Raw genomic sequence first — 24,680 nt, forward strand, 5'->3', positions numbered from 1 at the left:
CTAGATCGCGTATGCCCGCCGGCCGTCGGCGACCGCGACGTCGGCGAACACGTCGTCCTTGGGCAGCTTGCGCACGCTCCAGGTGCGCCCGCCGTCGCGCGTGACGGCGAGCGACTTGCCGACGTAGCGCAGCTTCCCGCGCCTGGCCGTCGGCTCCGTGCCCGTGTAGCCGAACACCCAGCGGTCCGTCGCCGTCCCCACCACGCGGGCCTCCAGGAGCGGCAGCGCGACGCCGGCGAGGTCACCGGTGCGCGGGTCGACCGCGATCAGCCGGTCGCCCCGCGCCTCGACCGACACCCAGTCGGCGGGCAGTGCGGCGACCTCCGCGACCGGCGCCGGGCGCCAGGTGCGGCCCGCGTCGGTGCTGGTGCGGTAGTCGTCCGGCCGGTCCGCTCGGCCCCGGACGACGGCGACCACCGTGGCGCCCGCGGCCGCGACGACGAACCGGGACGAGTTGATCCCGCCACCCGGAAGCTCCGCCGCGCTCCAGGTGCGGCCCCGGTCGGCGGTGGCGGCGACCATGTCGACGCACCGGCCGCGGCAGTCACGAACCGGCACGTAGAGATGGTCGAGGTCGCCGGCGACGGCGTACGAGGTCACGGAGATCTGGGGGATGGGGCTGCCGCCGGGCTTCGGGTTCTCGGCCGCGTGCCGCAGCGCATAGGGGCTGCCCGCCGGGGTCGGCGTCGGCGTCGGGGCGCCGCCCAGGGTGCCGGTCGCCAGCCCGCCGCCGGCGGCGACCACCGCGGCCACCACGGCCGCCCCGAACGCCCGCAGGAGCCGGCGGCGGCGGGCGGCCTTGGCCACCACGTCGGCCCAGTCGGGCCGGAACGCCTGCCGGGCCGCCTCGGCCAGCCCGGCGAAGTCGGGTTCACGCACGGGTCGCCTCCTGGTCGGTGATGGCCGCGGCCAGGGCCCGCCGGCCCCGCGACAGCCTGGTCTTGACCGCCTCGACGCTGCAGCCGAGCGTCCCGGCCACCTCGGCCACCGGCTGGTCGGCGATGTAGTGCAGCACCACCGCCTCCCGGATCGGCCGCGGCAGGGTCTGCAACGCCGCGACCAACGCGACATGGTCCGGTGAAAGGGGCGCGACCACGTCGTCCCGGCGAAGCCGCCCCGTCCGGGCCAACCGCTCGAAGAGCACCCGCCGCCGGTGCCGGGACCGTGCCACGTTCAGCGCCACGGTCCGCAGCCACGCCTCCGGGTTGTCGACGCCCCGCAGCCGTCCCGGCCGGGCGAGCACGCGCGCGAACGCCTCGTGCACCGCGTCCTGCGCCTCCGCGTAGTCGCCGGTCACGCCGAACAGCTGCGCCGTGAGCCGGGCCGCCGCCACCCGGTAGAGCTCGTGCAGGTCGACATCGCCGTCCACCGTCACCTCCGTCTTCACCCCCTACGACCCACGGCCGGCGCCGGAGGTGACAGGTCGCGTCCGCTCCAGATGGCGAAAACTCCGTCCATTCAGGACGGGTTCCGGCGAACATGACAACCCGTGGTCGGGCGGTCACATGGTGGCCACGGTTGCCGCATACGCTCCCGTCGTTCGGTCGACAGATGGGAGTACGTGTATGCGAGCTCATGCTGGTCCACGACGAAGAAGCCTGGCCGCGGCGGTGGCGATCGCGGTCGTGGCGCAGTTGGCGATGTTCGCGGGCGAGGCGTCGGCGGAGGAGACGCCTCGTTGGCAGGACGGCGTCGCCGCGATTCCGACCACCGAATACACGCGCGACGCGCGCCAGTCGATCACCGATGCCATCGACGCCGTACGGCCGTACCTCGGTGACGGGTTGGGCGAGAGCCGCGTCGACGCGGTGGCGGCCGACGTGGCCAACCGCTACTTCGACGGCGCGCGCTTCAAGGGCGCCGGCGACGGCGGCGCTTCGTTCGACAACCTGAAGCACCTGGCGTCCTATCTCAAGAGCCGGCTCAGCGGCAACCAGGTGCCGGACGGGCCGGCCACGGAGGCGCACGCCACGGCGCTGGTCAACGTGCTGACCGCGATCCGGCTCCTGGCCGACGCGGCGATCCAGGACGCCGAGGCGACCATCGGGCCGTTCCGGCGCACCCCGCCGCCCGCGCCCGCGCCGCCCGGCCTCAGCGCGGCGTTCGGCGACCTCGACGCGGCGCGGTCCGGCCTCGACAAGGCCGACAAGATGCTGGAGAAGGCCAACCCCACGTCCGCCACGGTGCACGCGGAGAAGGCCTGGGCCGACGGCTTCCACGTGCTGACCCGCCTCGGCATCACCTACGACGGCGACCACGACGGCGACGGCGTGGTCGACGTGGTGGAGCTGCGGTTCGGCGCCAGCCCGCTGCTCGTCGACTCCGACGGTGACCAGCTGACCGACAAGTTCGAGATCACCGAGCTGGCCGGCCTGGCGATGCCCGGCCTGGCCGACACCGACCGCGACGGCGTCTCCGACGCGGCCGAAGACCCCGACAACGACGGCCTGACCAACCTGCAGGAGCAGGAGCTGGGCACCAGGCCGACCGATCCCGACACCGACGGTGACGGGGCCAGCGACGGCGCCGAGGTGGCTCAGGGCAGCAACCCGCTCGTGGCCGACCAACCGCGCGCCCCGCCGGCGCCCGGCGACGTGCCGCCGATCGTGGCCACGCCCAACGCGACGGACACCGACGGCGACGGGCTCATCGACGTCGCCGAGGAGGAAGCCCTCACCGACCTCAACAATGTGGACAGCGACGGCGACGGCCTGTCCGACGGCGACGAGGTCAACGAGCGGGGGATCAACCCGCTGGCGCAGGACACCGACGGCGACGGCCTGCGCGACGACTACGAGGTCCAGCACGCCGAAGACCAGGGACTCGACCCGGCCCAGCCGGACGAGCAGATCGACAAGTGGACGTACGTCAGCGACTTCCTCCTCGGCATGTTCGCGGGCGACTTCGCGCCGCGCGACTCGATCGCCTGGCTCGCCGGCAACCTCTGCTCGGGGGGCCTGAGCGCCATCCCGGTCGTGGGCTGGATCCTCGGCGGCCTGGCCGACCTGCGCGACACCATCGCCGGCCTGATCCACGGCGACTGGGTCGGCGCGGGGCTGAGCATCCTCGGCGTGGTGCCCTACGCGGGCGACGCGATCGCGATCCCGGGCAAGGCGGCCCGGTTCGTCATCCGCTTCGCGCACCGGCTCGAACAGGTCGTGCTGATCGTCGCGACCTACGACAGCATCCCGGACAGCATCAAGGAGTCGGCGCTCGAGCTCATCCTGGGCGACGACTGGACCGCGATCCAGGAGGCCGGCACCGCGGCGGCCCGCGCCGACGTCGGCATCATGGCGGTCCGGCCGGGCATGCTGCGGCTGGCCAAGGGAAAGCGGACGAGCTTCGCGCGACTGCGGGCGGCGTACCAGAACCCGTTGCACGTGCCGGGTCCGCGGGTGCGCTACATGTTCAACTGGCGCGACGGCGAGAACTTCGTCGCCGACAACCTGCTGACCGGCGTACGCCATCGGGACCTCCGGGTGTCCACACCGCAGGTGCCGACGCCTCGGTCGGTCGCCCGCAAGCCGGACATCGCGGTCGAGGATCCGCCGGGCGAGCTCACGCTGCACGAGGTGAAGACCGGCGTCCCCGACTACGGCGGCGAGGTCGCGGAGTGTGAGAAGGACGCCTGGATGATGAAGCAGGCGAGCATCGACGCGAAGGACGCGACCGGCACGACGAAGAAATACAAGGTCCGTGCGGTGCACTGGCACTTCCTGCCGCACAATGCCTACGACACCCTGGGCCCCACCCAGGACGTGCTCGACTGCCTGATCCGAAACGGCATTCCTTACACGTTGCACTTCCCCGAGTGATGCGCTGAGGAGGTGAGCGGGTCGGGCCGGCCGCGAGGCCGACCCGACCCGGCTCCTATGGGTGACCAACTGGTCGTCATGCGATTCGACGAGACCGGCAAGCCAGGCACCGACCTGCCGACCGACACGGTGGTACGCCACCTGCGCGAGCTGTTCGACGATGATCCAGAGCTGGACCTGCCGATGGCCGACGGCGACATCGTCGAACTGGAACGGACGGGCTCACGGGCGGGCCTCGACGGGTTCGTCTACGTGGGGTCGTCCGGCATCCAACGGGTGGTCATCGAGTTCAACGACACCTCGTGGGACGAGCCGGTGGAGGGCTTCCGCCAGGAGATCAGGCGGTGGCTCGAGGCGCTGGTCGCACTGGCGGCGGAGACCGACGCCCGCCTGTTCGACGTCGCGGACCCGGACACGACCAACCTGACCACGTCCCGCGCCCTCGACCTGCTGGCCCCGACCATCCCGCCCGACGCCTGAGGTCGCTCAGGCCAGCAGGGTCGCGTCGGGGAGGGTCAAAGGTGACCAGGTGGGGGCGCCGGTGCGGCCGTGTTTCGGGTCTATCGCGTGGAAGTGGCCCGTGCCGATGCGGGTGACCGTGTGGCGCGCTGCCCAGTCCACGGTGGAGCGTTGGCGGATGCGTTCGCCGCAGGTCCAGGTTCGGTGGCGGTAGTTGACGATCGTCGAGTGGCCGTGGATCTGCGAGAACGGCATCGGTTGCGAGGCGTGCAGCCAGCCGTCGTAGAGGTCCGGGCCGGCTTCCGCCCACAACGGGCCCCGGTCGTGCCAGAGGAGGTCCGCCGGCCGCGTGTTCAGCAGATCCGCCGCCGTCGTGGCGGTGACCGGCTCGCCCAGCTCCCGCCACGCCGCCGGGGTGAGGCCGGCGTGGGTGACCAGGAACTCCTCGCCGTCCGCCGTGCGCACCGCCGCGGCCACGCGCAGCTGTTCCGTGAGCCACCACTCGCCCAGCAGCCGCGCGTCGCCCTCCGCGAGCGGATGCGGCCAGAACGGCTCCGCGCCCACGTACGGCGCCTCGTGGTTGCCGATCAGTTGGATCCAGCGCCGCCCCGGCAGCTGGTCGCCGACGAAGGCCAGGACACCCGGACTGTCCGGACCGCGGTCGACGAGGTCGCCGACCTGGATGAAGACCGCGTCCGGATCGGCCAGCAGCGGCGCGACCACCCTGGTGAGCTCGGCCGCGCAGCCACCGACGTCGCCGATGAGCACGATCTTCGGCATGCTGCCTCCTGGAGTGCGGTCGTGTTGCTCGGCGGTGGCACGATGCTCGCCATGATTGTCTGGGTCAACGGCGCGTTCGGGGCGGGGAAGACGACGACCGCCGGTCTGGTGGTCAAGGGGCTGGACGGGGCGACGCTGTTCGATCCCGAGTACGTCGGTTTCATGCTGATGCCGTTCGTCAAGTCGCCGACCGGGGACTTCCAGGACCTTCCACTGTGGCGTCACCTCGTGGTCGAGACCATGGTCGGCCTGGCGCAGCAGTACCCGCATCCCTGGGTCGCGCCGATGAGCCTCATCAACGCCGGATACCGCGCCGAGATCCTGGGTGGCATCCGGCGGGCCGGGGTCGACGTGCGCGAGTTCGTGCTGGCCGTCCCGGAGGAGATCCTGCGCCCGCGGATCGACGCCGACCAGGTCGAGGCCAAGGCGCGGCAGTGGCGGCAGGACCATGTCGCGCAGGCCCTCACCACGTTCGCCGCGCTGACCGACGCCACCTTCGTCGACGCGACACGGCCGCCCGAGCGCGTCGCCGACGACATCCTGACGCGCCTGCGCTAGGCGCCCACCGCCCCGGTCCGGGCGCGCGGCGCACGCCGGCTGCGGGCCAGCGCGAGCCCGGCGCCCGCGGCGACGAGGGCGGCCAGCACTCCGAACCCGGAGGACAGGGAGAACGCCGAAGCGACCCCCGCGACCAGCAACGGCCCGCCGGCGTCGCCGAGCTCCCGACCGAGCTCCGCCGTGCCCATCGTCTGCCCCAACCGGGCGGCCGGTGTGCTGGCGGCCAGCGCCGCGAAGCCGACCGGGGTGATCAAGCCGGTGCCGACGCCGATCAACGCGGCCGCCGACAACACCCCGGCCAGGCCGGGCAGCATCGCGCACGCCAGGCCCGCCGCCGTGACGAACAGGCCCACGGTCAGCCCGCGCGCGGTCGAGATGCGCCCGGCGTCCAGCGCGCGGCCGGTCCACGGCTGGACGAGCGCCGCGCACGCCGCCAGCAGGGAGACGGCCGCGCCGGTGGCGATCGTGCCGAGGTCGGCGGCGCGGCCCGTGACCGGGAGGAACCCCACGCCGACCGAGAGGGCGGCCGTGGCCGCGGCCAGCGCGCCGGTCGGGGCCAGGAACGCCGGGTCCGCCAGGCGACGGGCGAGGTCGACCACGTTCTGGCGGCGCTTGGGCAGCGGCGGCACGACGGGCACCGCCACCGCCGCCCAGATCGCGACCGCGACGCCGAGCCCGGCCAGCACCGCGAACAGCAGCCGCAGGTCGCCGAGCCACACCAGCAGACCGCCGAGCAGCGGGCCGAGCGTGTAGCCGATCGACTTCCAGAAGCCGTACGAACCGTACGCCCGGCCGTGCGAACCCGCCGGATTCAGCCGGGCGACCAGCGCCGACGCGGCGGGGGAGAAGGCGGAGGCGGCGGCGCCCTGCGCGAAGCGGGCCACCCACAGCCAGGCCGGGCCGTCGGCGACCACGTACACAGTGGACGCCGCGGCGAACGCGACCAGGCCGCCGAGCAGCACCGGGCGGGCGCCGATCCGGTCGGCGAGCGTGCCGAAGAGCGGCTTGAGGAGCACCTCGGCGCCGTCGTAGAGGGCGAGGAGCCCACCGAGCACGAGCAGCGAGGTGACCGCGTCGTCGGAGAAGCCGCCGAGGTTGGCGGCGATGCCGTGGGCGCCGAAGGCGGTGACGAAGCCCGCCGCATAGAGCGGCCACATCACGGCCCGTCCTCCGGTGTGGCGTGCAGCGCGGCGAAAACCCGCTCGGCGTAGTCCTCGCAGGCCGCCGTCACCTCCTTGAGCCGCGCCGTGGCCGCCGCCGCCTCGGGCGCGCCGAACACGTCGCGGGCCGTCAGGTCGCGGTGCCAGCGCCGGAGCCGCTCCAGCGACTGCTCCTCCTCCTCGAGCTCGGCCAGGGTGAACTTGGCGATGCGGATCTCCTTGGCCAGCTCCTGCGCGTATTTCTCGCAGTCGGCGCGGAACTCGGTCCAGTCGGCCGTGCGGGCCGCGGTGAACAGGGCCTGGAACGCGGCGGCGTCGGAGGGGGAGCGGCCGGTCGCGTCGAGGGTCATGGCCCGGCCGCCGGCCTGCTCGGTCAGCGCGATCGCCCGCGCGACGCCGTCGGCGAAGACCGGCAGGTCGGGCACCGCCCAGACACCGGCGCCGAGGGTGATCGCCCCGAGCTTGCGCAGCTCACGCCACACCGCGACCCGATGCCGGGACGGCGTCGCGGGCACCTTGAGCACGAGCAGCAGCCAGCGCGTCGACACATCCGAGATTGTAGCGACGGTTACAAATACATCGACAGCGGCGACGGAAGCGTCCTACCGTACGACGATGATCTCCGGACCGCTCACCATCGTCCTGGACGCGCACGATCCGGCCCGGCTGGCGCGGTTCTGGGCGGACCTGCTCGGTCGGGAGGTCGTCGACGACGCGCTCGTGCCGGGTGACGAGACCCAGATCGGCCTGCGGTTCGTCGCGAGCGAGAGCGAAAGGGAAGGGCTCGACCGCCTCCATCTCCACCTGACCAGCGCGGTCGAGGCCGACCAGCAGCGCACGGTGGAGCGGGCGCTCGCGCTCGGCGCCCACCACCTCGACGTCGGCCAGCTGCCCGAGGAACCGCACATCGTGCTGGCCGATCCCGAGGGCAACGCGTTCTGCGTGATCCCGGCGGGCAACAAGTTCCTCGCCGGCTGCGGGTTCCTCGGCGAGGCGTCCTGCGACGGCACCCGGGCGGTCGGCCTCTTCTGGAGCGCGGCGCTGGGCTGGCCGCTGGTCTGGGACGACAACGAGGAGACCGCCGTCCAGTCGCCGGCCGGCGGCACGAAGGTCTCGTGGGGCGGCCCGCCCGTCGCCCCGAAGACCGGCCGCAACCGGCAGCGCCTCGAGTTCACGGTCGACGACCCGGCAGACCTCGACCGGCTGGTCGCGCTCGGCGCCACCCGGCTGGCGGACGACACCCTGGCCGACCCCGACGGCAACGAGTTCCACGTCCACGTCGCCGGCTAGCCGGCCAGCACGGTGCGCGTCAGCTCGGTGAGCGCCAGCGGCGGCGCGAGATGATAACCCTGCACATTGGACACACCCAGGCGCGCGAGCGCGGCCAGCTGCTCGGCGCTCTCGACGCCCTCGGCCGTGACGTGCAGGCGCAGGCTGTGCCCCAGGCTGGTGAGCAGCGTGACGATGGCGTGGTCGCGCGGGTTGTGCAGCATGCCGGCGACGAACTCCTTGTCAATCTTGATGCCGTGCACCGCGAGCCGCGACAGGTAGCGCAGGTCGGTCGCCCCGGTGCCCATGTCGTCGATCGCGACCGCGACGCCACGTTCGATCAGGCGGGAAAGGCGCGGTCCGGCCCGGGTCAGGGTGGCCAGGTCGGCGCCCTCCGACAGCTCCAGCTGCAGCCGCCGGGCGCACAGTCCATTGTGGTCGAGCGCCGCGGTGACGAGCTCGGTGAAGTCAGTGGCCAGCGTCTGCGCCGAGAGGTTGACGTTGACGTGCGCCGGCCGGTGCACGGCATCGCGCAGTGACGCCATGTCGCGGCAGGCCTGGTCGAGCACCCACCGGTCCAGCAGCGGCAGGTGTCCGGCCTCGTGGCCGGCCGGGAGGAACTGGTCCGGCGTGATCAACCCGCGGACCGGATGCTGCCAGCGCACCAGGGCCTCCACGGCGACGACGGCGCGGTCGGCTATCCGCACGATGGGTTGGTACAGCAGCCGCAGCTCGTCCTGCGCGACGGCTTCGGCGACGGTGGGATCCGTGGGCAACTGGCAGGTCATCACCTGAGGGCTCCTGGGGATCGGCTGTGGCGGGGTCGCCAACGACGGACCCCACTGTCGCCGCGCGCCCACCGCGTCGGGCCTGTCGTCGACCCGGGTGGCGGCAGGCCCCGGGTACCCGGGGATCGCGCCGGGGCCGTCCCGAAGGCGCCCAAATGTCCGGCGCCAGGGACTACCGGGGGGCGGCCGCGGTGACCAGGTCCGCGTCCCGCAGCTCCCGGCGCGACCCGATGGCGAGCTTCGCGAAGACCTTGCGCAGGTGCCACTCGACCGTCCGCGGGCTGATGAACAGCTCGGCCCCGATCTCCTGGTTGGTGCGGCCGTCCCGGGCCAGCGACGCGATCAGCGACTCCTGTGGCGTGAGGTCCAGGGCGGTGTCCGAGGTGCGCTTGCGGACGGTCTCGCCCGTGGCCTGCAGCTCGTTGCGCGCCCGTTCGTCGAACGCCTCCGCGCCCATGGTGGCCAGCAGGTCGTGCGCCCGGCGCAGCTGGTCGCGGGCGTCGGCGCGGCGGTCGCGGCGGCGCAGCCACTCACCGTAGACGAGGTGGGCCCGGGCGAGGTGGGCGTTCATGTGGCACTCGGTGAGCCGGTCGATCGCCATGCGATAGAGCCCGTCCGCCTCCGGTCCGTGGCTGAGCAGCGCCCGCGCGCGGGCCTGCGTGCCCAGCGCCCACGGCGTCCCGCTCGCCCGCGTCCGGTCCACCAGCTCGTCCAGCGCCGCCTCGCCGACGTCCCACCGCTCCAGCCGGGCGGCCGCCTCGACCAGCTCCCCGAGCGCCCAGGACTTGGCGACGAGCTGGTCCCCGCTGGTGGCCCGCTGGGCCGCGGCCAGCGCCGTCTCGTAGCGGCCGAGGCCGTTGTTGAGCAGCGCGGCCGCGTACTCCGTCAGCACCAGGGCGCTGCCCTCCCCGCGCGGGAACGCGTCCTGGACGCCGATCTCGGTCAGCCTCGCGGTTTCCGGCTGGTCGCCGCGCCAGGCCGCCAGCATGATCGGGGTGTACGGCGGCGGCACGACATGCAGAGCGGCGTTGAGCGCGGCGGCCTCCTCCGTCAACGCCGCGGCGGTGACGAAATCCCCGACCTGGAGGTGGAAGCTGCCGAGGTAGTCCAGTGCCATCGGCAGCAGGCTCAGCGTGCCGGTCTCGCGGGCGCCGCGGACGTTCCGCGTCAGCAGGTCGAGCCAGGCCGGCCCTTCCCACAGCTCGGCCGCGACCAGCGAGGCGATCAGGCAGATCAACGTGTTGCCGTCACGGGCCCGGATGACCTGCACCGCCTGGCGCAACGTGGGCGCGCCGGCCGCGTACCCCTGGGTGAACTGCGCCGACAGCCCGTCGAGCAGGAGGTCGACCGGGTCGCGCGAACCGGGGTGGCCGGGCGCCGCGCGAGCCGCCTCCGCGACGGTACGCACGCCGTGGTCGGGCTCCAACCGGCCGGCGCCCGCGAACACGGCCGCCAGCAACGCCTCCAGGTAGGTCTCCCGGGCCAGCGGCACGTCGAGCGGGGTCAGCCGGCGCGCCGCGTCGAGCAGCAGCACCGGAGCGTCGGTGCCCCGGCTGCGGGTGAAGACGAGCTGGGCGCGCAGCCGTTCCAGGCGGGCCTTCTGCAGGCCGTCGAGCTTGGCCAGCTCGGCCGTGGCGAGCAGCTCCTCGGCCCCGTCGGCGGCGCCGGCCGCCAGCGCGGCCTCGGCGGCGGCCAACGCGCGCTGCCCACGCCGGGCCGGATCGGGCGTGAGCTCCGTGGCCCGGCGCAGGAACGCCGCGGCGGCCGCCGCGCCACCCCGGGCCCGCGCGCGGTCGGCGGACCGCTGGAGCTCCCCGGCCAACTCCTCGTCCGGCGCCGTCGCCGCGGCGGCGAGGTGCCAGGCGCGCCGGTCGGGGTCTGTCGGCGGGCACACGTCGGCCAGCGCGCGGTGCGCCCGCTGGATGTCCGACCAGTCGGCGGCCCGGTGCACGGCGGACCGCATCAGCGGATGGCCGAACCGCACGCGGATCGCCACGGTGATCAGCCCGGCCGCCTCGGCGGGCGCCGCGACGTCGTCGCCGAGGCCCAGCTTGGCGGCGGCGCGCCACAGCACGGTCGGGTCGCCGACGGGCTCGACCGCGGCCAGCAGCAGGAACAGCTGGGTCTCCGGCGGCAGGGCGCGTACCCGCCGCACGTACGCCTGTTCGATGTGGACGGTCCGGCTTTCCGTCTGCCAGGTCCTCGACGAGCCGAACCAGCCGCCGAGCTCCGTGGCGGTGAGCTCGGCCGGCAGCTCCAGCAGGGCCAGCGGGTTGCCGCGGGCCTCGGCGAGGATCCGGTCCCGCAGACGCTCGTCGCGCAACGCGGGCGCCACCGAGTCCAGCAGGGCGCGCGCGTCGGCGTCGTCGAGCCCGGTCAGCACGAGTTCCGGCAGCCCGAACAGCTCGCGGTCGTCGCTGGGCTCGAGCTCCGCGAAGACGAGGCCGATGGGGTCGGCGCCCAACCGCCGCGCCACGAAGGCCAACGCCTGCACCGAGGCCCGGTCCAGCCACTGGACGTCGTCGACGAGGCAGATCAGCGGGCCGCTGCCCGCGGTCTCGGAGAGCAGCGTCAGCACGGCCAACCCGACCAGGAACCGATCGGGCGCGGGCCCGTCGACGAGCCCGAACGCGACCCGCAACGCCTCCCGCTGCGGCGCCGGCAGGTCGTCCAGGCGGTCGAGCATGCTGACGCAGAACTGGTGCAGACCGGCGTACGCCAGCTCCATCTCGGACTGCACGCCCGTCACCCGGATGAAGCGCCCGCCGGGGTCCTTGTCGCCCAGATAGTCGAGGAGAGCGGTCTTGCCCTCACCGGACTCACCGCGCAACACCAGCACCATGTGCCGGCCGGCCTGTACTTCTCCGAAGAGCTGATCGAGCACCCCACGCTCGGCGCGCCGACCATGAAGCCCATGCCCTGCCATGCGGACATCTCCCTGGAGCGGTTCGCGGTGGTTCGAGCCTAATCCGCCGAGCCCCGTCCCTCTCCCGTGCTGGCAGGATCGCACCGAGAGAGAGGACCGGCGCGGATGCTCACCGACGCACAGCGCACCGCGGTGTGGGACTTCCTGCTGGCCCGGACCTCCGAGGCCGAGTTCGTCGCGGCCGTCGGCGCGGACCCACGGACGGACGCGGACTTCCTGCCCGGTGTGCTGTCCGACGCCGTCCGGCGCGCGGACGGGGACCAACTCGAGGCCGCGCTGAGCCTGATGGTGTTCTTCGACCAGTTGGGCGCCGACCCGGTGCCGCTGCTGTGCCGGCTGCTGGTCGCCGATTGGCACCGTGACCACGAGAACATCGCGAGATTCCTGCAGGAGTACGCGGATCCGCGTGCCGTGCCGGCGCTGCGGCGCGCCGCCGACATGGAGTTCGCGTACCGCGACTTCGACGACTCTCGGGCGCTGTCGCGCAAATGCATGTGGGCGCTCAGCGACATCCGCACCGCCGAGGCCGTCGCCGCGCTCGAGTCGTTGACCGGCTCGGCCGACGAACGCGTCCGCGACCTGGCGGCCTACCACCTGGCCAAGGTGCGCGACGGCGAGCCGCCGTCACGCGTGAGCGGCCGTAGGCGGGCGCGTTGATCAAGCACCGGTAACGGTGTGGATCAAGGCGTCGACGGCGGGGCGGGTGGCGACGACGAGGAGTTCGTCTCCTGGCCGTGGGATCGGGTCCTGGACCGGGCGGCCCGACCGGATCACGACCAGCGCCGGCAGGTCGTGGGGGAGCGGGCGGCCGGTGTACGCGGCCGGGACGCGGATCCGGCAGACCGTCAGCTCCGGGGCCGGGGCGGTGAGGTGGTCGACGACGACCGCGCCGGTCAGCAGGTCGGCGACGTGGTGGGCCTCCCGCCCGTCCAGCGTGACCGTGGCCGCGGCCCGTGTCGGGTCGTCCGGGTCGTAGAGGACCACGTCCCGCCGGCCCGTGTGGTGCAGGACCACGCCGATGCGTTGATGTCGGGTTGTGGTGACGGCGTGGCAGACGCCGATGCCGGGCAGCGGGGTGCGTTCGACGATCATGGCGTCCTTTCCGCCGGGAGCTTCCCACCATCGCCCGCCGGGGGAGCGCGGCGCCATCCGTGTGGACACCCAATGGGTGCCAGCCCCGATGCACGGCGTCGCCCGCGCACCGCAGGCTTGCAGCGTGTCCTTGTTCTGGCGGATTTTCCTGCTCAACGCCGCCGTGCTCACCGTGGCGACGGCGCTGGTCCTCGCCGGGCCCGTGACCGTCTCCACACCCGTGCTGCTCACCGAGGCCGTGGTGCTCTCGGCCGGGCTCGGCGCCATGCTCGTCGCCAACGCCGTGCTGCTGCGGGTCGGGCTGGCGCCGCTGTCCCGGCTGACCCGCACGATGGCCACCGTCGACCTGCTCCGACCCGGGCACCGGCTGGCGGTCGGTGGGCGGGCCGGCGGGATCGCGGAGCTGATCCACACGTTCAACGCCATGCTCGACCGGCTCGAGGCCGAGCGGGCCGCCAGCACCGGGCTCGCCCTGCGGGCGCAGGAGGACGAGCGGCGGCGGATCGCCCAGGAGTTGCACGACGAGGTCGGGCAGACGCTGACCGCGGTGCTGCTGGAGCTGAAGCGCGTGGGTGGGCACGTTCCGCCGGACGTACGGGCGGAGTTGCGCGAGGTGCAGGAGACGACCCGCAACAGCCTCGACGAGATCCGCCGGATCGCCCGCCGGCTGCGGCCCGGCGTGCTGGCCGAGCTCGGGCTGGAGAGCGCGCTGCGGTCGCTGGCCACCGAGTTCTCCACCGGCGGGCTGCACGTGCGCCACCACATCGACACGGACCTGCCCGACCTGGGCGACGACCGGGAGCTGGTGCTCTACCGGGTGGCCCAGGAGGCGCTGACGAACGCGGCGCGGCACAGCGGCGCCCGTACCATCGAGGTGTGCCTGCGCCGGCACGGTGGCGAGGTGCGGTTGCGGATCAGCGACGACGGCCGGGGCTTCGGCCGTGCGCCCGAGGGCGCCGGGATCCGCGGCATGCGGGAGCGGGCGTTGCTGGTGGGCGCCGCCCTGAGTCTGGGTTCCGCCGTGGGCGGCGGCGCCGACGTGCGCCTGCGGGTGCCCTGCGACGCGGGAGGTCGCTGACGATGTCCGAGACCCGGATCCTGCTCGCCGACGACCACGCCCTGGTGCGGCGCGGTGTGCGGCTGATCCTCGACGGCGAGCCCGACCTGACGGTGGTGGCGGAGGCCGCCGACGGCGGGGAGGCGATCGACCTGGCGCTGGAGCACCGGCCCGACCTGGCGGTGCTCGACATCGCGATGCCGCGGCTGACCGGCCTCCAGGCCGCGCGGGAGCTGTCCCGCTCGTTGCCGGAGCTGCGGATCCTGATCCTGACGATGTACGACAACGAGCAGTACTTCTTCGAGGCGCTCAAGGTCGGCGCGTCCGGCTACGTGCTGAAGTCGGTCGCCGACCGCGACCTGCTCGCCGCGTGCCGGGCCGCGATGCGGGGTGAGCCGTTCCTCTATCCCGGTGCGGTCAACGCGTTGGTGCGCCACTACCTGGAGCGGGTACGCGACGGCGAGGGCGTGCCGGCCCGCGCGATCACCGATCGGGAGGAGGAGGTGCTGAAGCTGGTCGCCGAGGGCCACTCGTCGCGCCAGATCGCCGACCTGCTCTACATCAGCGTGAAGACGGTCGAGCGGCACCGGGCCAACCTGTTGCAGAAGCTGGGTTTGCGGGACCGGCTCGAGCTGACCCGCTACGCCATCAGGGTCGGACTCATCGAGCCATAGGGGTCGCCGCCCCGCCGATGTGGGTGTCCGCACCGATGTTCCGCGAGCGCCGCCGCGCGCGATCGTGTCGGGCATGGCCAACACCTCTTTCGAACAACACGGCAACGCGTCCGAGACCGGTCCGCCGGGGCGCCGCGCGTGAGCGGGCTCGCGCCCGTCGCGGCCATCGTCATCTTCTCCGTCGCGTTCTTCCTCATCGCCACCGAGCGGCTCCACCGGGTCGCGGTCGTGCTCGGGGCCGCCGGGTTGATGGCCGCCCTGGGGCTGGTGCCGGGCCACGACGTCTTCTACTCGGAGCACGCCGGCATCGACTGGGGTGTGATCTTCCTGCTGCTCGGCATGATGATCATCGTCGGCGTGATCAAGCAGACCGGCGTCTTCGAGTACCTGGGCATCTGGGCCGGAAAGCGGTCGCGCGGGCACCCGTACCGGCTGCTGGTGCTGTTGATGGTGATCACCGCGGTGGCGTCGCCCTTCCTCGACAACGTCACCACCGTCATGCTGGTCGCCCCGGTCACGATCGCCGTCTGCCAGAAGCTGCACCTGCCGGCCGCGCCCTATCTGATCGCCGAGGCGCTGGCGTCGAACATCGGCGGCGCCGCGACCCTGGTCGGTGACCCGCCCAACATGATCATCGGGACCCGGGCCGGGTTGACCTTCAACGACTTCATCGTCCACATGAGCCCGATCGTCGTCGTGCTGTTCGTGCTGTTCGTCGTCATGTCCCGCTTCATGTTCCGCAAGGCCTTCGTTCACTATCCAGATAGGATAGACGCGGTCATGCGGCTCGACGGCAACGCCGCCATCAAGGACAAGCCGCTGCTGTGGCGCTGTCTCGCCGTGCTGCTGCTCGTCACCGTCGGGTTCGCGCTGCACAGCGTGCTGCACCTGGAGCCCGCCATCATCGCGCTGCTCGGCGCCGGCCTGATGGTGCTGGTTTCCGGCGTCCGCGCCTCCGACTACCTGGCCGAGGTCGAGTGGACGACGCTCGTCTTCTTCATGGGCCTGTTCGTGATGGTCGGCGGCCTCGTCGAGACCGGCGTCATCCACGCGCTCGGCGGTTGGGCGGTCGACGCGATCGGCGACAACTACTTCGTCGCCGCCACGGGGCTCGTCTTCGGCTCGGCGATCCTGGGCGCGTTCTTCGACAACATCCCGTACGTGGCGACGATGGCGCCCGTGGTCGAGGACCTGGTGGCCCGCGCGCCGGATCCGCGGACCGGCGAGTCGCTGTGGTGGGCGTTCGCGCTCGGCGCGGACCTCGGCGGCAACGGCACCGCGGTCGCCGCGAGCGCCAACGTGGTGGTCATCGGCATCGCCGCCCAGCACGGCCATCCGATCTCGTTCTGGCAGTTCACCAAGTACGGCATCGTCACCACCGCGGTGACCGTCGTCGTCGCCTGGGGCTACGTATGGCTCCGCTATTTCTAACGCCGCTCGGGCAGCAGCCCCTCCTCGTGGTCGAGCTCGCGCTGCAGGACGCGCAGGCCCTCGTCGGGGAGGCGGCCGGCGTCGCGCCAGCGGATGACCTCCTCGCGCTGGGCGTCGATGGCCGAGCGCCGCACCCGCAGCGCGGCCTCGTAGCGCTCCGAGACCGGCAGCTCCGTCGAGTCCGCGTCCCGCAGCAGGTCCAGCCGGCCCTGGTAGCGGGCCAGCCGGGCGCTCAGCTGGGCCCGGGTGACCTCGACCGCGCGTACCTCCTCGGCATCGCCTTCCAGCGCGATCTCGTCGAGCCGCTCCAGGGCCGCCTCGACCGAGGCGGCCCGGGCCTCGTTGCGCAGCCGCGCCTGGTCGGCCCGGTTGGCCCGCAGGCCGAGCATCCGCACCAGCGGCGCGAAGGTCAGGCCCTGCCCGACGAGCGTGACGAGCACGACGATGAACGTGCAGAACAGCAGCAGGTCGCGGTCCGGGAACGGCGCGCCCGCGTCCGTGGTCAGCGGCAGCGCGAAGATGGCGGCCAGGCTGATCACGCCGCGGGTGCCGGCCCAGCTCAGCGCGACCACCTCCCGACCGGCCAGGCCCCGGCGCGGCTCGCAGTCCTCGGCCTCGTCGGCCTCGTCGCGGATCAGCCGGGTGTGCAGCGAACGGGGCAGCGACTGGGTCAGCAGCAGCCACAGCGGCCGCAGCAGCAGCACCACGCCGACGCTGATCGAGACGGCGATGACGATCGTGGAGAGCGCGTACTGCTCGAGGCCGCGGATCACCCGGGGCAGCTGCTGGCCGATCAGCAGGAAGACGAAACCCTCGAGCAGGAACTCGACCAGCCGCCAGACCGCCGTGGTCTGCAGCCGGCTCGCGCCCGACGACGCCGGCGCATGGTGGCCGAGGATCAGGCCGGCGATGACCACGGCCAGCACGCCGGACACGTGGATCTCCTCGGCCAGCAGGTACGCGCCGAACGGGGTGGCCAGCGAGATCGCGTTGGCCGTGAGCGGGTCGTCGCGGAGGCGGCGGAGGAACCGCACGAGGTACGCGACGGCGACGCCGACCAGCACGCCACCGACGGCCGCGAACACGAACTGGCTGACCGCCGAACCCCACGAGAACCCGTCGCCGACGGCCGCGGCGACCGCGACGCTGAGGATGGTCAGCGCGGTCGCGTCGTTGAGCAGCCCCTCGCCCTGGATGATCGTGAGCATCCGGGGCGGCAGCCCGACCTTGCGGCCCACGCCGAGGGCGGCGACCGGGTCGGGCGGCGCGATCGCGGCGCCGACGGCGATGCCGGCCGCCAGCGTGGCGCCCGCGACGAACCAGTGGAAGCCGACCCCGATCACCAGCGCCGTGATCAGCACCAGCACCACCGACAGGCTGACCACGATGCGCAGGTTGCGGCGGATGGCCAGCAGCGACGAGTCCAGGGCGGCGCTGTAGAGCAGCGGCGGGATGATGAACGTCAGGATGATCTCGGGGTCGAGGCTCAGGTTCGGCCCGGGGAGCACGGAATAGAGGATGCCGATGAGCGGCAGCAGCGCGGCCGCCGGCAGGCCGGTGCGCTCGGCCACCCACCGCACCGCGACGACCACCGCGACCGCGGCGAGGACGAAAATCAGGATCGTTTCCATGCTCACCGGTTGAATTCTCCAGACGGCGGCCGAACCGGCCGATGGGCGCGGGCCGCGCGACGGCCCGCGGACGTGGTGACGATCACGGCGACAACCGACGCGACCAGGGCGACGGACCCGGCGAGCAGCGCGAGCGGGTCAGGGTCCGGCCGGGCGGCCAGCAGGCCGATGGCGGCGGCGTCCGCGGCGGCAGCGGCGAGGACGGCGGACACGGCGGCGGCGCCGATGTGGATCCTGCGCACACCTGTCCCTTCGTCGCACCCATCAAACGTGATCAAGGGCGGCCGCCGCCATGGGTGCCACCACCCATTTCGTGGACGACGGGCCGGTCGGCCCCGCAAGCTCGTCGGGTGACCCTGTTCTGGCGGATCTTCCTGCTGAACGCGGCCGTGCTCACCGCGGCGACCGCGCTGCTGCTGTTCACCCCCGCGACCATCTCCACGCAGCCCAAGGCCGGCGAGGTCGCGGTGGTCTTCGCGGGGCTCGCGGCGATGCTGGTCACGAACGCCGCGTTGCTGCGGCTCGGCCTCGCCCCGCTGTCGCGGCTGACCCGCACGATGGCCACCGTAGACCTGCTGCGGCCGGGGCGCCGCCTGGCCGAGGCCGGCAACCCGGGCATCGGCGCGCTGGTCCGCACGTTCAACACGATGCTGGAACGGCTGGAGGCCGAGCGGGCGACGAGCGCGGGCCGGGCGCTGTCGGCGCAGGAGGCCGAGCGGCGGCGGATCGCGCAGGAGCTGCACGACGAGGTCGGCCAGAGCCTGACCGCGGTGCTGCTGGAGCTCAAGCGGGTCGGCGGCCACGCGCCGGCGGAGGTGCGGGCGGAGCTGCAGGAGGTGCAGGAGACCACCCGCATCAGCCTCGACGAGATCCGCCGGATCGCCCGCCGCCTGCGGCCCGGTGTGCTGCACGAGCTGGGCCTGACCAGCGCCGTGCGCTCGCTGGCGACCGAGTACTCGACGCGGGGCCTGAGCGTCCGCGCGCGGATCGGGTCGGACCTGCCGGCGCTGGGCGAGGAGGCGGAGCTGGTCGTCTATCGCGTGGCGCAGGAGGGGCTGACCAACACGGCCCGGCACGCGCGCGCAGAACTGGTCGAGCTGAGCCTCCGGCGTACGCCCGGCGCGGTGGAGCTGGTGGTCCGCGACGACGGCCGCGGCCTGCGTGGCGCGCCCGAAGGGGCCGGCCTGCGCGGGATGCGCGAGCGGGCCCTGCTCGCGGGCGCCGACCTCACCGTCGGCCCGGGGCCGGGCGGCGGCACGGAGGTGCGGCTGCGCGTACCCGTCGATATGGGTGTCGCCACCGATGCGGCGCCCGCCCATCGACCGGGAAGCTGAAGGTGCGTTCATCCCCTCGATCGGGAGGCCCACCATGACCGTGTCAGCGGAACCCCTGATCGGCCGCGACCTCCGCGACCGTGACAACCGTCCGTCGGGCAAGATCCGCGCGATCTACCGCTATCCGGCGGACCTCGGCATGCCCTGGGGCGTGGCGGCGGTGGCGAGCGGCTGGCTCATGCGCACGATGCACCTGGTCGACCTCAAGGACGCCGACATCGACCCGGACGGCGTACGCGTGCCGCATGCGCGCCAGACCATCACCAGCGCGCCGCACTTCAGCCCGCTGGTCGGCGACACCCTCTCGGAGGGCCACGCGGCCCAGGTCCGGGACCACTATCTCGGCTGATCCCCTCCCCAGCTCAGTCACTGAGCCGCGGCTGTCGCTGCCGCGGCTCAGTGACTGAGCCTAGTGGTAAGATGTCCACTTTGGACCTTCGTCGGTGGAGGTCGCGGTCTGCGCCCGGGCACTTAATTGATGCAGCCCAGTTTCGCCGTTACTGGTAGCGTGCCCCCGACATGACGATCATGGGGGAAGCATCAATGTTCAGGAACCGGCTCGTCCTGACCGGCGCGGCCGTCGTGGCGGTGCTCGCGATGTCGGCGTGCGACACGGAACCGGCGGCGGAGAGTGCCGCGACCTCGGCGCCAGCGGCGCCGACGAGCGCCGCGCCGACCACGGCCGCGGCCACCACGGCCCCGGCCGTCGACGGCGTCACGGCGAAGGCCTGTGCGGACATCAAGAAGGACATCGAGGACAACGCGGACAAGGTCGCCGAGGCCGAGAAGATCGGCCCGCCGGCCGGGCACATCGCGGTCAGCGCACAGTGGACCGCTGGTTCGGCCGCGGTCATCGCCCACGCGATCGGCGCCAACCCGACGGTCAGCGCCGCCGCCGACAAGGTGCAGCAGGAGATGATGGCGCTGGGGGACGCGTACAACAAGTCCGCGAAGGCCAAGCCCAGCAAGAAGAAGCTCGAAGCCGCCATCAAGGAGCTGAACATCGCCTGCTCGGCGGCATGACCCTTCGGGCCGGCGTCTGGATCGCAGGCCGTGTCCGCGCGTGAGCTCGGACCCAGGTCTACCTCGCCGGCGGCCCGGGCTCGACGTCGGCCTGCAGGCGGCCGACGTCGACGGGTGGCCCGGGTTGCTCGGTGAGGTGCTGGACGAGGCCGGCCGGGTCGGCGTCCTCGCGCCGTAGGGCTACTCCTCGGTCTCGGTCCCCGCTCGGCTGCGGGCCGTCTTCGCCGTCGGCGGCTCGGTCGCGAGCGCGGCCTCCTCGCGGGGCTCGCCCTTGTCGCTGAGCTCCGCCGCGTCGCCCGGCCGACCCGCGTCGTGGGGTGCGGCGGCTTCGCTGGGCCGGGCCGCGTTGTGGGGTGCGGCGGCGTCGCTGGGCCGGGCCGCGTCGTGGGGTGCGGCGGCTTCGCTAAGCCGTTCTGCGTCGTTGGGCGCGGCGGCCTCGCTGGGCCGGGCCGGGGTGTCGCCGGCCGGGGCCGCGTCGTGGGGTGCGGCGGCGTCGCTGGGCCGGGCCGGGGTGTCGCCGGCCGGGGCCGCGTCGTGGGGTGCGCCGGCGTCGCTGGGCCGGGCCGTGGCGTCGCCGGCCGGGCCCGCGTCGTGGGGCGCGGCGGTGTCGTGGGACTTCTTGCGGTGGAAGGTCACGCTCATGATCGCGACGATCACCGCGCCCACGATCAGACCGAGGATCGCGCTGGCCACCGTGTTGACGATCCAGCCCACCAGGCCACCGAGCGGGCCCGTGGCGTCGTGGGCGGCTTCCTCCAGGTGGTGGACGGCCTCGTACAACGCGTGCAGGCCCAGCTCGTCCGCACCGACCAGCAGGATGTGGCCGCCGACCCACAGCATCGCGGCCGTGCCGACCACGGTGAGCACGCTCAGGACCCGCGGCATCGCCTTCACCAGGCCCCGCCCGAACCCGGCGGCGCCGCCCTCGCGCTGCGCCAGGCGCAGGCCGACGTCGTCCATCTTGACGATCAGGCCGACCGCCCCGTAGACCAGCACGGTCATCGCCAGCGCCACGATCACGAGGATCACCAGGCGGGACACGAACGACTCGTCGGCGACCTCGTTCAGCGAGATCACCATGATCTCGGCCGACAGGATCAGGTCGGTGCGGATCGCGCCGGACACCAGCGTCTTCTCGTCCGGCTGCCGCTCCTCGGCCGCGCTGTGGTCACCACGATGCGCGATCTTGTGCCAGACCTTCTCGGCGCCCTCGTAGCACAGGTAGGCGCCACCGATCATCAGCAGCGGGGTCAACAGCCAGGGGAGAAACTGGCTGAGCACGAGGATCACGGGCAGGATGATCAGGAACTTGTTGCGCAGCGAGCCCACCGCGATGCGCTTGACGATCGGCAGCTCGCGCTCGGCCGCCAGGCCACGCACGTACTGCGGGGTGACGGCCGCGTCGTCGATCACGACCCCGGCGGCCTTCGACCCGGCCTTGGCCGCAGCCAGACCCACATCGTCGATGGACGCGGCCGCGGCCCGCGCCAAGACCGCCACATCATCCAGCAGTGCTGCGAGTCCCGCGCTCACCGAAGCTCCTTTGCGATCGACACGTGCGTGTGCCGGCTATTCTCGCCCGCCACCGCAAGACACGCAGAACTCGCCCCACCGCACGCGTCGGTCAGCCGCGGGTCAGCCGCGCGGGATCACCGCCGTGGCGACGACGACGTTGTTGACGATCGTGGCGGTGACCGTGCGGGTGACCGCTTCCGCCGCGGCGCCGGCGCCCCAGTTGCCCCGTTCGAGCTCCTTGGCGCGGGTGATGACCGGAGTGGTCCATGGGATCTCCGGGTCGAACTGGGGGAGCGTGCCGCTCGCCGAGAGCAGCGCACCGAGCACCGCGACCCGGGGCTGCGGTTCCGCGCCGTTGACCAGTACGTCCCGGACGTCCGCGAGCAGGCCGGCCCGGCGCCCGCCGTCCTCCAGCACCGTCCGGTTGAACAGGCCCAGCGTGCGGCGGCGCGTCCGGCGGAGGTCGCCGCGGGCGACCAGCCGCTCGAGCAGCGGCCCACGCAGGCGCGGCCCGACCGCGGCGAGCACGGTCTGCACGTTCCTCGGCTTCTCGGCGACGTAGTCCCACGCGGAGCGCAGGATGTCGTCCGACGGGGCACGGTCGGCGACGGCGCTCACCTTGGCGCCGTTCGCGTCCACCCGCCCGTCCAGGGCCAGCTCGGCGACCACGGCGCCGCCGAGCACGTAGAACAGGGTGTTCTCCCCGGCGATCGTGCCGGAGCGCGGCTGGAAGAGAAGCAGCAGAAGATCTTCGGCGAGTGTCGGCGACTCAGTCATCGGTGGTGCCTTCCTCGGTCGTGCGCAGCTGCTCGTTGGCGAGCCCGCTGGCGCGGGCCAACACATCCAGCTGGGCGGGGTTGTAGAGCTCGACGATCGCCTTCACGAACGTCTCCTGCGCGACGCTTTCGCTCTTCGACAGGTGCTTTCCAGGATCGGTCAGCCACGGGTACGCGGCCAGGTTGCGCGCCAGCGTCGGCGCGAGCCGCTCGGCGAGGCGCTGCCGGGTCGCCTCGTCCGCGTCGGGTGGCATGGCGTCGATGTCCGCGCTGACGTCGTCGTCGGCCTCCACCATGCGCCGGAGGTCCGCCATGGCGTCCTCGTCGTAGAGCTGGGTGTAGATGTGGATGATCGAACTGTCCGCTTCGGACAGTCGTGATGCGACGGACTCGAACCCGGGCGGCGTGTCGGCCGGAGCGCCGTCGCGCAGGATGACCGCGATGGCGGCCCGGGCCTTCTGGAGGCGCTCGATGCCGGCCGCGAGCTCCGCGTCGAGGCGCCGCAGCGCGTCCGGGGCGCTGTCCGCGCCGTCGGCGACCGCGCCGATCTGCGACAGCGGCACGCCCAGCTCGGCGAGCCGCCGGATGCGGAGCAGGCGCACGAGGTGCCGCACGCCGTACTCCTTGTATCCGTTGGTCCTGCGTTCGGGCTCGTCGAGCAGGCCGAGCCGGTGGTAGTGCCGGATGGTGTTGACGGTGGTCCCGGCGAGGTCGGCCAGCTCGCGCGTGCTCCACCCGCCGTCGCTCATCGGCCCGGCTCCCAGCGGAACATGCGCGTGGCGAGCGCGACCGCCACGACTACCCAGGCGAACGTCGGCCCCAGCAGCGCCAGCGACTCCGTGACCGGGACCCCGCCGTTCCAGGTGTCCATGACCAGCTCGGTGGCCGCGCCGCCGGGCAGCAGCCGCTTGACCAGGGTGAGGCTCTCGGTGCCGGTGATGCCCACCCAGTTGGCCACGGCGATGGTGCCCAGGCTCAGCGGCAGGGTGGTCACCTGGGCGTGCTCGGGCGACCGGGTCAGGCCGGCCGTGGCCATCGCGAGCGCGAGCAGCATCGTGAACGACGCCACGATGGCCACCACGAGCAGGGCGGGGTTGGCCGGCCCACCGCCGACCGCGGCGAACACCGCGAGGATCACTCCGACCTGGACCAGCGCGATCGCGCTGACCGGCAGCACCAGGCCGGACAGGATGGCCTGGTCGCCGGCCGTGGTGGAGCGCAGGCGCTTGAGGAACAGGTCCTGCCGGCGCGCGGCCAGGGTGGTCACGGCCGTGGTGTAGAGGCTGAACGCGCCGATGGTGAAGACGATCACGGCGGCGACGTACCCGAGGCTGCCGAGCTGTGCGAACGCGTCGCGGTTGTAGATGAAGAACGCGCTCGCCAGGACCGGCATGACGAGGTTGGTGACCAGCACGGCCCGGTTGCGCAGGATCTGGACGAGCTCGCTGTGCGCGATGGCAAGCACGATGGCTCCTTTCGGCGTGGTCAGGCGACGGGTTCGGCGTCGATGGCCCGGAAGACGTCGTCCAGCCGGGTGGGCGCGGCGGACAGGCCGGCCAACTCGACTCCGTGCGCGTCCGCCCAGTCCAGCAGCCGCTTGAGGTCCGCCTGCAGGTCGAAGGTCTCGACGAGGTACGTCGGCCCGGGCAGTTCGGCGGCCCGCATCGGCAGCGCCGGCGCGGCCGCCGGCAGTCCGAAGTGGATGGACGCGGGCAGGGCGCCGGTCAGCTCCGACACCGTTCCCTGACGGTGGAAGGTGCCACGGTGCATCAGCCCGATGCGGTCGGCCCGCTGCTGCGCCTCCTCCAGGTAGTGCGTGGTCAGGACGATCGTGGAACCGTCCTCGCGCAGCTGCTCCACGGCGGCCCAGAGGGCGTCCCGGGACGCGATGTCCAGGCCGGTCGTCGGCTCGTCGAGGAAGAGCAGCTCCGGTCGCCCGTACACCGCGGTGGCGAAGTCGAGTCGGCGCTTCTCGCCGCCGGACAGCTGCGACACCCGGTTGGCGGACTTGCCGGTGAGGTCGACGAGGCCGAGCACCCGCTCGACCGAGTCGGTGCGCCCGCTGAGCCGGCCGATCAGCCGCACGGACTCGGCGACGGTGAGGTCAGGCGAGAACCCGCTCTCCTGGAGCATGATTCCCATCCTGGCCCGCACCGCCCGCCGGTCCGTCGGGCTCGTGCCGAAGACGCGCACCGTTCCCGACGTCGCCTTCCGGTGCCCCTCGATGATCTCCAACGCCGACGTCTTGCCGGCCCCGTTCGTGCCCAGCAGCGCGTAGAGCTCCCCCCGCTCGACCTGGAACGACAGGTCCTTGACGGCATGGAAATCGCCATATGTGAGGTTCAGCCGATCGACCTCGATGACGGGTGACTGACGCATCATCGTTCTCTCC

Annotated in this window: 27 protein-coding genes; 12 read left to right on the plus strand and 15 right to left on the minus strand. The window is 73.0% G+C overall.

The window, feature by feature from the left end; genetic code table 11:
• Together O7635_RS22375 and O7635_RS22380 are read right to left on the minus strand one after the other, a co-directional pair.
• Positions 1-879, minus strand: coding sequence for a hypothetical protein (locus tag O7635_RS22375; protein WP_278082408.1), 879 nt, complete (start codon positions 877-879; stop codon positions 1-3).
• Positions 872-1,387, minus strand: coding sequence for a sigma-70 family RNA polymerase sigma factor (locus tag O7635_RS22380; RefSeq protein ID WP_278082409.1), 516 nt, complete (start codon positions 1,385-1,387; stop codon positions 872-874). Before O7635_RS22380 ends, O7635_RS22375 begins: the two co-directional genes overlap by 8 nt.
• Positions 1,388-1,610: 223 nt before the next feature.
• Here O7635_RS22380 and O7635_RS22385 point away from each other — a divergent pair, with 223 nt between their 5' ends.
• Both O7635_RS22385 and O7635_RS22390 read left to right on the plus strand, forming a co-directional pair.
• Positions 1,611-3,815: a hypothetical protein gene (locus tag O7635_RS22385; protein ID WP_278082410.1), complete on the plus strand. Its 2,205-nt coding sequence runs from the start codon at positions 1,611-1,613 to the stop codon at positions 3,813-3,815.
• A 57-nt stretch (positions 3,816-3,872) separates the two neighbouring features.
• A complete protein-coding gene (locus tag O7635_RS22390) occupies positions 3,873-4,295 on the plus strand; it encodes a hypothetical protein (RefSeq protein ID WP_278082411.1) in 423 nt (140 codons plus the stop codon).
• Between the two features lie 6 nt (positions 4,296-4,301).
• Here the strand turns inward: O7635_RS22390 and O7635_RS22395 are convergent, their stop codons facing one another.
• A complete protein-coding gene (locus O7635_RS22395) occupies positions 4,302-5,054 on the minus strand; it encodes a metallophosphoesterase (protein WP_278082412.1) in 753 nt (250 codons plus the stop codon).
• 42 nt (positions 5,055-5,096) lie between these two features.
• Between O7635_RS22395 and O7635_RS22400 the strand changes: the two genes are divergently transcribed.
• Positions 5,097-5,612: an AAA family ATPase gene (locus tag O7635_RS22400; protein ID WP_278082413.1), complete on the plus strand. Its 516-nt coding sequence runs from the start codon at positions 5,097-5,099 to the stop codon at positions 5,610-5,612.
• Here O7635_RS22400 and O7635_RS22405 read toward each other — a convergent pair.
• Both O7635_RS22405 and O7635_RS22410 read right to left on the minus strand, forming a co-directional pair.
• The gene (locus O7635_RS22405) at positions 5,609-6,769 is read right to left on the minus strand and encodes an MFS transporter (protein ID WP_278082414.1); all 1,161 of its coding nucleotides are present in this window, start codon (positions 6,767-6,769) and stop codon (positions 5,609-5,611) included. The genes O7635_RS22400 and O7635_RS22405 overlap by 4 nt on opposite strands.
• A complete protein-coding gene (locus O7635_RS22410) occupies positions 6,769-7,320 on the minus strand; it encodes a Chromate resistance protein ChrB (RefSeq protein WP_278082415.1) in 552 nt (183 codons plus the stop codon). Before O7635_RS22410 ends, O7635_RS22405 begins: the two co-directional genes overlap by 1 nt.
• Before the next feature lie 67 nt (positions 7,321-7,387).
• On the opposite strand from O7635_RS22410, the gene O7635_RS22415 reads away from it, so the two are divergent.
• Entirely contained in the window at positions 7,388-8,062 is a 675-nt protein-coding gene (locus O7635_RS22415; protein ID WP_278082416.1) for a VOC family protein, read from the plus strand.
• On the opposite strand, the gene O7635_RS22420 is transcribed toward O7635_RS22415, so the two are convergent.
• Both O7635_RS22420 and O7635_RS22425 read right to left on the minus strand, forming a co-directional pair.
• Entirely contained in the window at positions 8,059-8,829 is a 771-nt protein-coding gene (locus tag O7635_RS22420) for an EAL domain-containing protein (RefSeq protein WP_278082417.1), read from the minus strand. The two genes, O7635_RS22415 and O7635_RS22420, sit on opposite strands and share 4 nt — an antisense overlap.
• A gap of 172 nt (positions 8,830-9,001) precedes the next feature.
• Positions 9,002-11,755 carry a LuxR family transcriptional regulator gene (locus O7635_RS22425; RefSeq protein WP_278082418.1) on the minus strand — a complete coding sequence of 918 codons (2,754 nt, stop codon included), beginning with the start codon at positions 11,753-11,755 and terminating at the stop codon, positions 9,002-9,004.
• 105 nt (positions 11,756-11,860) lie between these two features.
• Here O7635_RS22425 and O7635_RS22430 point away from each other — a divergent pair, with 105 nt between their 5' ends.
• Entirely contained in the window at positions 11,861-12,412 is a 552-nt protein-coding gene (locus tag O7635_RS22430; protein WP_278082419.1) for a hypothetical protein, read from the plus strand.
• Here the strand turns inward: O7635_RS22430 and O7635_RS22435 are convergent, their stop codons facing one another.
• Positions 12,413-12,847, minus strand: a complete 435-nt coding sequence (locus tag O7635_RS22435) for a hypothetical protein (protein ID WP_278082420.1) — start codon at positions 12,845-12,847, stop codon at positions 12,413-12,415.
• Between the two features lie 124 nt (positions 12,848-12,971).
• Between O7635_RS22435 and O7635_RS22440 the strand changes: the two genes are divergently transcribed.
• The 3 genes from O7635_RS22440 (at position 12,972) to O7635_RS22450 (ending at position 16,009) form a co-directional block, all read left to right on the plus strand.
• Positions 12,972-13,925, plus strand: a complete 954-nt coding sequence (locus O7635_RS22440) for a HAMP domain-containing sensor histidine kinase (RefSeq protein WP_278082421.1) — start codon at positions 12,972-12,974, stop codon at positions 13,923-13,925.
• Positions 13,926-13,927: 2 nt separating this feature from the next.
• Positions 13,928-14,578 (plus strand): response regulator transcription factor, encoded by a 651-nt coding sequence (locus O7635_RS22445; protein ID WP_278082422.1) that lies wholly within the window; start codon positions 13,928-13,930, stop codon positions 14,576-14,578.
• Between the two features lie 138 nt (positions 14,579-14,716).
• The gene (locus tag O7635_RS22450) at positions 14,717-16,009 is read left to right on the plus strand and encodes an ArsB/NhaD family transporter (protein ID WP_278082423.1); all 1,293 of its coding nucleotides are present in this window, start codon (positions 14,717-14,719) and stop codon (positions 16,007-16,009) included.
• On the opposite strand, the gene O7635_RS22455 is transcribed toward O7635_RS22450, so the two are convergent.
• Both O7635_RS22455 and O7635_RS22460 read right to left on the minus strand, forming a co-directional pair.
• Positions 16,006-17,640 (minus strand): Na+/H+ antiporter, encoded by a 1,635-nt coding sequence (locus tag O7635_RS22455; protein WP_278085553.1) that lies wholly within the window; start codon positions 17,638-17,640, stop codon positions 16,006-16,008. The genes O7635_RS22450 and O7635_RS22455 overlap by 4 nt on opposite strands.
• Before the next feature lie 2 nt (positions 17,641-17,642).
• Entirely contained in the window at positions 17,643-17,882 is a 240-nt protein-coding gene (locus O7635_RS22460; protein WP_278082424.1) for a hypothetical protein, read from the minus strand.
• Positions 17,883-17,990: 108 nt separating this feature from the next.
• Here O7635_RS22460 and O7635_RS22465 point away from each other — a divergent pair, with 108 nt between their 5' ends.
• The 4 genes from O7635_RS22465 to O7635_RS22480 all read left to right on the plus strand — a co-directional run bounded on the left by O7635_RS22465 (position 17,991) and on the right by O7635_RS22480 (position 20,175).
• The gene (locus O7635_RS22465; protein ID WP_278082425.1) at positions 17,991-18,974 is read left to right on the plus strand and encodes a HAMP domain-containing sensor histidine kinase; all 984 of its coding nucleotides are present in this window, start codon (positions 17,991-17,993) and stop codon (positions 18,972-18,974) included.
• Between the two features lie 34 nt (positions 18,975-19,008).
• Positions 19,009-19,323: a hypothetical protein gene (locus tag O7635_RS22470; protein WP_278082426.1), complete on the plus strand. Its 315-nt coding sequence runs from the start codon at positions 19,009-19,011 to the stop codon at positions 19,321-19,323.
• 170 nt (positions 19,324-19,493) lie between these two features.
• Positions 19,494-19,997, plus strand: a complete 504-nt coding sequence (locus O7635_RS22475; RefSeq protein ID WP_278082427.1) for a hypothetical protein — start codon at positions 19,494-19,496, stop codon at positions 19,995-19,997.
• Between the two features lie 40 nt (positions 19,998-20,037).
• Positions 20,038-20,175 carry a hypothetical protein gene (locus tag O7635_RS22480; protein ID WP_278082428.1) on the plus strand — a complete coding sequence of 46 codons (138 nt, stop codon included), beginning with the start codon at positions 20,038-20,040 and terminating at the stop codon, positions 20,173-20,175.
• 2 nt (positions 20,176-20,177) lie between these two features.
• Here the strand turns inward: O7635_RS22480 and O7635_RS22485 are convergent, their stop codons facing one another.
• The 5 genes from O7635_RS22485 to O7635_RS22505 form a co-directional block, all read right to left on the minus strand.
• On the minus strand, positions 20,178-21,530 hold the full coding sequence (locus O7635_RS22485; RefSeq protein WP_278082429.1) for a DUF808 family protein: 1,353 nt from the start codon (positions 21,528-21,530) through the stop codon (positions 20,178-20,180).
• Positions 21,531-21,632: 102 nt separating this feature from the next.
• Positions 21,633-22,289 (minus strand): GPP34 family phosphoprotein, encoded by a 657-nt coding sequence (locus O7635_RS22490; protein ID WP_278082430.1) that lies wholly within the window; start codon positions 22,287-22,289, stop codon positions 21,633-21,635.
• Positions 22,282-23,037, minus strand: a complete 756-nt coding sequence (locus O7635_RS22495; RefSeq protein ID WP_278082431.1) for a MerR family transcriptional regulator — start codon at positions 23,035-23,037, stop codon at positions 22,282-22,284. The genes O7635_RS22490 and O7635_RS22495 overlap by 8 nt, the downstream gene beginning before the upstream one ends.
• Complete coding sequence (locus O7635_RS22500; protein WP_278082432.1) at positions 23,034-23,753, minus strand: ABC transporter permease; 720 nt, start codon at positions 23,751-23,753, stop codon at positions 23,034-23,036. Before O7635_RS22500 ends, O7635_RS22495 begins: the two co-directional genes overlap by 4 nt.
• Before the next feature lie 20 nt (positions 23,754-23,773).
• Positions 23,774-24,670, minus strand: coding sequence for an ABC transporter ATP-binding protein (locus tag O7635_RS22505; protein ID WP_278082433.1), 897 nt, complete (start codon positions 24,668-24,670; stop codon positions 23,774-23,776).
• Positions 24,671-24,680 lie beyond the last annotated feature (10 nt).

Origin of the sequence: Asanoa sp. WMMD1127, from assembly GCF_029626225.1 — a bacterium.
Taxonomy (GTDB): domain Bacteria; phylum Actinomycetota; class Actinomycetes; order Mycobacteriales; family Micromonosporaceae; genus Asanoa.

Bases quoted from the DNA above. Each gene is read 5' to 3' on its own strand.
- O7635_RS22390 (WP_278082411.1), top strand. From the start codon at position 3,873: ATGGGTGACCAACTGGTCGTCATGCGATTCGACGAGACCGGCAAGCCA.
- O7635_RS22455 (WP_278085553.1), bottom strand. From the start codon at position 17,640: ATGGAAACGATCCTGATTTTCGTCCTCGCCGCGGTCGCGGTGGTCGTC.
- O7635_RS22495 (WP_278082431.1), bottom strand. From the start codon at position 23,037: ATGAGCGACGGCGGGTGGAGCACGCGCGAGCTGGCCGACCTCGCCGGG.
- O7635_RS22405 (WP_278082414.1), bottom strand. From the start codon at position 6,769: ATGTGGCCGCTCTATGCGGCGGGCTTCGTCACCGCCTTCGGCGCCCAC.
- O7635_RS22430 (WP_278082419.1), top strand. From the start codon at position 11,861: ATGCTCACCGACGCACAGCGCACCGCGGTGTGGGACTTCCTGCTGGCC.
- O7635_RS22445 (WP_278082422.1), top strand. From the start codon at position 13,928: ATGTCCGAGACCCGGATCCTGCTCGCCGACGACCACGCCCTGGTGCGG.
- O7635_RS22400 (WP_278082413.1), top strand. From the start codon at position 5,097: ATGCTCGCCATGATTGTCTGGGTCAACGGCGCGTTCGGGGCGGGGAAG.
- O7635_RS22425 (WP_278082418.1), bottom strand. From the start codon at position 11,755: ATGGCAGGGCATGGGCTTCATGGTCGGCGCGCCGAGCGTGGGGTGCTC.
- O7635_RS22415 (WP_278082416.1), top strand. From the start codon at position 7,388: ATGATCTCCGGACCGCTCACCATCGTCCTGGACGCGCACGATCCGGCC.
- O7635_RS22420 (WP_278082417.1), bottom strand. From the start codon at position 8,829: ATGACCTGCCAGTTGCCCACGGATCCCACCGTCGCCGAAGCCGTCGCG.
- O7635_RS22395 (WP_278082412.1), bottom strand. From the start codon at position 5,054: ATGCCGAAGATCGTGCTCATCGGCGACGTCGGTGGCTGCGCGGCCGAG.
- O7635_RS22435 (WP_278082420.1), bottom strand. From the start codon at position 12,847: ATGATCGTCGAACGCACCCCGCTGCCCGGCATCGGCGTCTGCCACGCC.
- O7635_RS22475 (WP_278082427.1), top strand. From the start codon at position 19,494: ATGACGATCATGGGGGAAGCATCAATGTTCAGGAACCGGCTCGTCCTG.
- O7635_RS22470 (WP_278082426.1), top strand. From the start codon at position 19,009: ATGACCGTGTCAGCGGAACCCCTGATCGGCCGCGACCTCCGCGACCGT.
- O7635_RS22505 (WP_278082433.1), bottom strand. From the start codon at position 24,670: ATGATGCGTCAGTCACCCGTCATCGAGGTCGATCGGCTGAACCTCACA.
- O7635_RS22490 (WP_278082430.1), bottom strand. From the start codon at position 22,289: ATGACTGAGTCGCCGACACTCGCCGAAGATCTTCTGCTGCTTCTCTTC.